The 6,883-nt window shown below is 71.9% G+C and carries 7 protein-coding genes; 4 read left to right on the top strand and 3 right to left on the bottom strand.

Annotated features, from left to right (window positions below; all coding sequences use genetic code 11):
• The first annotated feature begins 3 nt into the window (after positions 1-3).
• On the top strand, positions 4-2,325 hold the full coding sequence (locus BAW75_RS06000) for a M28 family peptidase (protein ID WP_104112916.1): 2,322 nt from the start codon (positions 4-6) through the stop codon (positions 2,323-2,325).
• Positions 2,326-2,916: 591 nt separating this feature from the next.
• Complete coding sequence (locus BAW75_RS05995; RefSeq protein ID WP_146074800.1) at positions 2,917-3,156, top strand: hypothetical protein; 240 nt, start codon at positions 2,917-2,919, stop codon at positions 3,154-3,156.
• Positions 3,157-3,255: 99 nt separating this feature from the next.
• On the opposite strand, the gene BAW75_RS05990 is transcribed toward BAW75_RS05995, so the two are convergent.
• From BAW75_RS05990 to BAW75_RS05980, 3 genes are all read right to left on the bottom strand, one after another.
• The gene (locus BAW75_RS05990; protein ID WP_013288724.1) at positions 3,256-3,510 is read right to left on the bottom strand and encodes a Smr/MutS family protein; all 255 of its coding nucleotides are present in this window, start codon (positions 3,508-3,510) and stop codon (positions 3,256-3,258) included.
• Between the two features lie 59 nt (positions 3,511-3,569).
• Complete coding sequence (locus BAW75_RS05985; RefSeq protein WP_104112914.1) at positions 3,570-3,932, bottom strand: tetratricopeptide repeat protein; 363 nt, start codon at positions 3,930-3,932, stop codon at positions 3,570-3,572.
• Between the two features lie 89 nt (positions 3,933-4,021).
• Positions 4,022-4,792 (bottom strand): ROK family protein, encoded by a 771-nt coding sequence (locus BAW75_RS05980; protein ID WP_104112913.1) that lies wholly within the window; start codon positions 4,790-4,792, stop codon positions 4,022-4,024.
• Between the two features lie 85 nt (positions 4,793-4,877).
• Here BAW75_RS05980 and BAW75_RS05975 point away from each other — a divergent pair, with 85 nt between their 5' ends.
• On the top strand, positions 4,878-6,515 hold the full coding sequence (locus tag BAW75_RS05975; protein ID WP_104112912.1) for an ABC-F family ATP-binding cassette domain-containing protein: 1,638 nt from the start codon (positions 4,878-4,880) through the stop codon (positions 6,513-6,515).
• A gap of 38 nt (positions 6,516-6,553) precedes the next feature.
• Positions 6,554-6,871 carry a hypothetical protein gene (locus tag BAW75_RS05970; RefSeq protein WP_043328117.1) on the top strand — a complete coding sequence of 106 codons (318 nt, stop codon included), beginning with the start codon at positions 6,554-6,556 and terminating at the stop codon, positions 6,869-6,871.
• Positions 6,872-6,883: the final 12 nt, after the last annotated feature.

Below are 6,883 nucleotides of genomic sequence, written 5' to 3'. Positions count from 1 at the left end.
CGGCTGACCAGCGCCGCAGGCGCGCTGGTCGCGCTGCTCGCCGTCGGGGCGGGCGTCCCGGTCGGCCTCTCCACCCCGGCCCCGGCCCCGGCGGACGCGCCCGAGCGCGAGTTCAGCGCCGCCCGGGCGTACCGGAACGTCGAGGTGATCGCGGCCGAGCCGCACGTGGCGGGCAGCGCCGCGAACGACCGGGTACGCGAGCACCTAGTGGCGACGCTGCGCGGGCTGGGCCTGCAGACCGAGGTGCAGGACGCGGTCGCGCCCGAGGCCGGGCAGCTGTCCGGCGCGGCCGGCGGGGCCACGCTGGCGCGGGTCCGCAACGTGGTTGCCCGCCTGCCCGGCACCGATCCGACCGGAAAGGTGTTCCTGGTCTCCCACTACGACTCGGTGCAGACCGGGCCGGGCGGCAACGACGACGCCGCCGGCACCGCCACGATCCTGGAGGTGGCACGGGCGCTCACCACCGGCGCGCGCCCCCGCAACGACATCGTCTTCGTGCTCACCGACGCGGAGGAGGCGTGCCTGTGCGGGGCCGCCGGGTTCGCCGCCGACCATCCGCTCGCCCGCGACGGCGGGGTGGTGCTCAACCTGGAGGCGCGCGGCTCCACCGGCCCGGTGATCATGTTCGAGACGTCCCGGAACAACGCGAAGCTCGTGGAGGTGTTCGGCAAGGCCGCGCCGCACCCGGTGGGCACCTCGTTCGCGGTGGAGATCTACCGGGCGCTGCCGAACGACACCGACTTCACCGCGTTCCTCGACCGGAAGTTCGTCGGCCTCAACTCCGCGTACATCGACGGCGGCGCGATCTACCACACCCCGCTGGACGTGCCGGCCCGGGTGGACCGGGGCAGCCTCCAGATGCACGGCGACAACGCGCTCGGCCTGGCCCGCGAATTCGGCCGCACCGACCTGGGCGACCTCCGCGCCGGCCACGACGACACCTACTTCCCGGTGCTCGGCGGGCTCGTCCGCTACCCCGGCTGGCTGACGCTGCCGCTCGCCGTCGCCGCGCTGCTCGCCGTCGGCGCGCTCGGCTGGCTCCTGCGCCGCCGGGGCCGCGCCACCGCCGGCACGCTCGCCGCCGGCTTCGGCCTGACCCTGCTGCCGGTCGTCGTGGCGCCGCTGGGCGCGTGGCTGCTCTGGGCCTCGATCACCACGATCCGCCCCGGGTACGCCGAACTGCTCGACCCGTACCGCCCGGTCTGGTATCGGCTCGCCGTGGTGGCGCTCTCCGCCGCGGTGCTGTTCTGCTGGTACGCGCTGCTGCGCCGCCGGGTCGGCCCGGCCGCGCTGGCGTTCGGCGGGCTGGCCTGGCTCGCCGTGTTCGGAGTGCTGCTCGCGGTGGCGGTGCCCGGCGGGGCGTACCTGACGACACTGCCCGCGCTGGCCGGCGCGCTCGCCGGTTTCGCCGCGCTCGCCACCCGGCGCGACGGACCGTGGCCGGTGGTCGCGGTGACGCTCGCCGCCGCCGTGGCGGTGGTGATCCTGCTGCCGCCGGTGGTGCTGCTGTTCCCCGCGCTCGGCATGGGCATGGGCGCGGTAGCCGCGCTCGTCGCGGTGCTGCTCGGCCTCGCCGTACTCCCGGTGGTGGACCTGCTGCACCCCCGGGCCGGCGGCCAGCGCGGCCTGCTCGCGCTGCGCGCACGCCGGCTCGGCGCGCTGCCCGCCGCGGCCGCCGCGCTGGCGGCGGTGGTGCTCGCCGGGGTCGGCCTCGCAGTGGACCGCTTCGACGCCGCGCATCCCGTGCCGACCCACCTGATGTACGCGCTGGACGCGGGCACCGGGAAGGCGGCTTGGCTCACGCGCGAGGAGAAGCCGCAGCCCTGGACCGACGGCTACGTCGACCGGAGCATCGCGGTGGCCGACGACTTCCCCGGGCTGGGCAACAGTGAGATGCGCGCCGGGCCGGCCGCCGCGGCGCCCCTGCCCGCCCCGAAGCTGGACCTGCTCTCCGACACCCGCACCGGTGACCAGCGCGTGCTGCGCCTGCGCGTGACGCCGCAGCGGCAGGTACGCCTGCTCACGCTGCACGTCGACACCAGCACCGCCACCGTGCGGTCCGCCTCGGTGGCCGGGCGGGACGTGCCGGTCGAGCCGGGCGACGGGAAGTGGGGGTTCGGGATCGTGTTCCACGCCCCACCGCCGGAGGGTGTCGAGGTGACGCTGACGCTCGTGCCCGGCGCCGGGGCCGTTTCGGTGCGCGCGATGGACGCCAGTGACGGGCTCTCCGGGGTGCCCGGGTTCCGGGAGCGGCCGGAGGGTGTGGGCGTGGTCGGCTCACACAGCTCGGAGATGCTGGCGGTGGCGCGCACGTACCCGCTCTGACCGCCGCTTACTTGCACCACCTCGCCGAAGTGGCGGTATCCCCGCGCCGGGATACCGCCACTTCGGCGTACTGGAGTGGATCAAGCTAGAGCAATCCGCGCCCGATTGTGCTGACAGCGATGGGGCGTCAGGGTGGTGGTGCGTCTGGCCGCTCCACTCGGCAACGGCCTGGAAACGGCCTGATGTTGAACGGCACTCTCCCCCGACTGCGCCATTAGCCATCCAGGAGTGCCTGAGCGCAACAACCAGGAAATGCTTACGAGCGGTAGCGCTTCGTGACAGACATCATGCCCTTGCGCCCGCTCATCTTCCTCGATAGCTTGCTACGAGCAACGGGCACCGGCCGCTCACGGAAGGTGTGTGGCCCAACTATCGGGGGATTCCTTGCGTCTGATTAAATTGCGGTCCGCTGTTGCGTCGATTCTCATAGCCGCAGGTCTGGTTGGAGTCGCGTCTCCTGCGAATGCCGCCGCAACCGCTTACCTGACCAAGTCGACGAAGCTTGCGCGGATCCCGACGGAGGGCATGGCCACTGCGTGCATCTCCAGGCAGATTCAGCTCGCCTCGGGTACCTACTCGTGGGGTCACGTCATGCTCAACCAGGAAGGCCATCAGGAAAGAAGCATCTATCTCACTGCCGCGAACTACAACTGGAAAGAGTGCATTGATCCGCGTTCCGGATACTACACTCTCACCGGCTCCCTGCAAGTCATCGTAGACTCGGACCCCCTTCCGGCGGCCCACCTCGAACCGCTCGATATTGATATCCGCGGCATGAGCGATAGCGACCAGAATTGGACCTGGGGTAGCTACATAAACCCCAAGTTCTGACACGGACGGCGGTACGTGCCGGAGCACCTGGAAACGGCGTGATCTTGCTTTCGGCCCCCTCTGAACGACCCAGGACGCAGGTCAGGGGGCATGCCGGTTCTACTTCCAGCGGAAATGCACGAACAAACGGCCGAAGTTCTTCGAGTCCTTCTCGACCCGGTGGTAGAGCTGCTTCACGTCCTTCTGGTCGAGGAACCGCAGCACCTTCTTCTTCAGCGCGCCCGACCCCTTACCCGGGATGATCTCCACGAGCGTGGCCTTCTTCGCCACCGCCTCGTCCATGATCCCGCGCAGCGCACGATCGATGTCGTGGCCCTTGTTGTAGATGTCGTGGAGGTCGAGCTTGAGCTTCACGGTCCCATCCTAGGTACGCGGAAGGGCAGCCCGGGCGGGCTGCCCTTCCGCGTGATCAGTCAACGGCCGACCTTGCCCTCCACCCGGCGCAGCGCGGTGGCGTAGTCGTTGTTCGTCGAGTACATCGCGGCCGCGATGCGCAGGTGCCGCAGCGCGTCCACGGGCCGGTTCATCCGCTCCAGCGTGCGCCCGAGCACGTGGTGCGCGTAGTGGTCGCTCGGGTCCCGGTCGACCAGCTCGCGCAACTGCTCCTCGGCCCGGTTGAGCTGGGCCGACTGGAAGTAGGCGCGGGCCAGCAGCTGCCGGACCGACGAGTTGTCCGGCTCGGCCTCGATGATCGGTTCGAGCAGCCGGGCCGCTCCGGTCGGGTCACCCGCTTCGAAGAACATGGTCGCCCGCCGGTACTCCGCCAGAAGATCCACTCGACCCACCTCCTCGTGTCGCGCCAGGCCCTTGGTCCGACGCTGGCACAACACCGGCGGGAGCGCGAGTGTTCCTGCGGGGCGAAAGATCAGGTTGTGGGGTCGTACCGGCCGCCGACCAGGTCCCAGGCCCGGACACCGCCCACGATTCCGGCCGTGTTCGGGACGATAACCACGTCGTCGCCCATCCGGGCCACCTGCTCGGGCCGAATCAGCCGGGAGTTGCCGCCGCCGAGGTACAGCCGGTCCCAGCGGAACACCGGCCGCAGGCCGTCCACCACCTGCCGGATCCGCCGGGACCAGAACGCGTCGCCGAGGCGCCGCCGTTCCGGCTCCCCCACGTACGTGTCATAGGTGGTGTTCCACCGCACCGGCGCGTGCGACAGCTCCAGGTGCGGCGCCAGCACCCCACCGTCGAACAACGCGCTGCCCAGCCCGGTGCCGAGCGTCAGCACCAGCTCGCAGCCGGTCCCGGCGACCACGCCCGCGCCGTGCACCTCGGCGTCGTTGAGCACCAGCGCCGGCACGCCGAAGGCCTCGGCCAGCGCGGTGCGCGCGTCGTACCCGGACCACTCGGCCAGCACCACCGCGTTGACGCGGCTGCGCGGCCCGGACCGGGTCACATAGTGCGGCGTGGCCACCACGACGCCGTGCCGGATCATGCCGGGCATGCCGACGGTGAGCCGGTCCGCCGTGGGCAGGCGGGCGCCGAGATCCAGCAGCGTCTTGACGAACAGGCCGGGCGGCAGCGGGTACGGCGTGGGCACGCGCAGCGGCCGGGCGCGCATGGTTCCGGCGGCATCCAGTACGGAGGCCTTGATCCCGCCGCCACCGCAGTCGATCGCCAGTGTGGTCACCACGGCTGTGAGTCTCCCTCAGATCGGTGCCGCCGCAAGCGTGGGTCGCGGTAATCCGGATGCGCGCGCCGGTAGGCTCGGTGCCCTGATGAGCGCCACGTTGATCGCCAAGGACCTCACCGCCGGCCACGGTGACCGCCTCCTCTTCGAAGACCTCGACCTGGTCGTCGCGCCCGGCGACGTGGTGGGTCTGGTCGGGGTCAACGGCGCGGGCAAGTCCACGCTGCTGCGTACCCTCGCCGGGCTGGTCCCACGCGAGCAGGGCACGGTCTCGCTCAGCCCGCCCACGGCGACGGTCGGCTACCTGCCGCAGGAGCCGGAGCGCCGGCCGGGCGAGACGGTCCGCGAGTTCCTGGCCCGGCGCACCGGGGTCAGCGCCGCGCAGGCCGCGCTCGACGCCGCCACCGAGGCGCTCACCGCCGGGGCGGCGGGCGCCGACGACGCGTACGCGAATGCTCTGGAACGCTGGCTCGACCTCGGCGGCGCGGACCTGGACGAGCGGGCCGCGCAGGTGGCCGCGGAGCTGGGTCTCGACGTCGGCCTCGACCATCCGATGACCGGCCTGTCCGGCGGGCAGGCCGCCCGCGCCGGGCTCGCGTCGCTGCTGCTCAGCCGGTACGACGTCTTCCTGCTCGACGAGCCCACGAACGACCTCGACCTGGCCGGGCTGGACCGGCTGGAACGCTTCGTCACCGGGCTGCGCGCCGGGACCGTGGTGGTCAGCCACGACCGCGAGTTCCTCACCCGCACCGTCACCCGGATCGTCGAGCTGGACCTGCATCAGCGGCAGGTCAACCACTTCGGCGGTGGCTACGCGGCCTATCTGGAGGAGCGGGAGGTGGCGCGCCGGCACGCCCGCGAGGAGTACGAGGAGTACGCCGACACGAAGGCCGACCTGGAGGCGCGCGCCCGCACCCAGCGGGCGTGGATGGAGAAGGGCGTCAAGAACGCCCGCCGCAAGGCCACCGACAACGACAAGATCGGCCGCAAGTTCCGCACCGAGTCGACCGAGAAGCAGGCCGCGAAGGCCAAGCAGACGGCCCGGCTGATCGAGCGGCTGGAGGTGGTCGAGGAGCCGCGCAAGGAGTGGGAGCTGCGGATGGAGATCGCCGCCGCGCCCCGCGCCGGCGCCGTCGTGGCCTCGCTGCGAGGAGCAGTGGTACGCCGTGGCGGCTTCACGCTCGGCCCGGTGGACCTGCAGATCGACTGGGCCGACCGGGTGGCGATCACCGGGGCGAACGGCTCCGGCAAGAGCACCCTGCTCGCCGCGCTGCTCGGGCGGCTGCCACTGGACGAGGGGCATGCCGCGCTCGGCCCCGGCGTGGTGGTCGGCGAGGTCGACCAGGCCCGGGGACTGTTCCTCGGCGACCAGCCGCTGCTCGACGCGTTCGGCGCCGCCGTACCCGATCTCGCCCCGGCGGACGTGCGGACGCTGCTGGCGAAGTTCGGGCTGCGGGCCGACCACGTGCTGCGGCCGGCGGCGACGCTGACCTCCGGCGAGCGGACCCGGGCCGCGCTGGCGCTGCTCCAGGGGCGCGGCGTGAACCTGCTGGTGCTCGACGAGCCGACCAACCACCTCGACCTGGCCGCGATCGAGCAGCTCGAATCGGCGCTGGCGAGCTACCCGGGCACGCTGCTGCTGGTGACCCACGACCGGCGGATGCTCGACGCGGTGAGCGTCAACCGGCGGCTGCGCGTGGCGGACGGACGGATCGCCGAACACTGATCCATGCCGAGTCGCGCGTGCGGGTCCACAATGAGCGCATGCTCAAGTGGGAGTACGCGCTGCTGGTCCGTCGTCGTCAACCCGCGTCGACCGACCTCGGGTTCGAGGTCGTCTTCATCTGGTACGGCCCGGACGGCTCCATGATCGACGTGACACCGTACGGCGACACCGCGCTGGCCCACCTGAACCGGGCCGGTGACCAGGGCTGGGAACTGGTCGCGATGAGCGAGGACCCGTCGCTGCCCGGCAACAACGAGCTGCACCGCTACCACCTCAAGCGCCCGAAGGCAGCGGCCGCCCAGCCGCGCCAGCGGATGCGCAGCTCCCGCACCATCCGCCGAACCCTCTCCCCCTGACCCCACTCCCTC

The organism is Micromonospora chalcea, assembly GCF_002926165.1.
Lineage (GTDB): Bacteria > Actinomycetota > Actinomycetes > Mycobacteriales > Micromonosporaceae > Micromonospora > Micromonospora chalcea.
The sequence above is the reverse complement of the archived record's forward strand: the minus strand, read 5'-3'. Positions and strand labels throughout refer to the sequence as shown.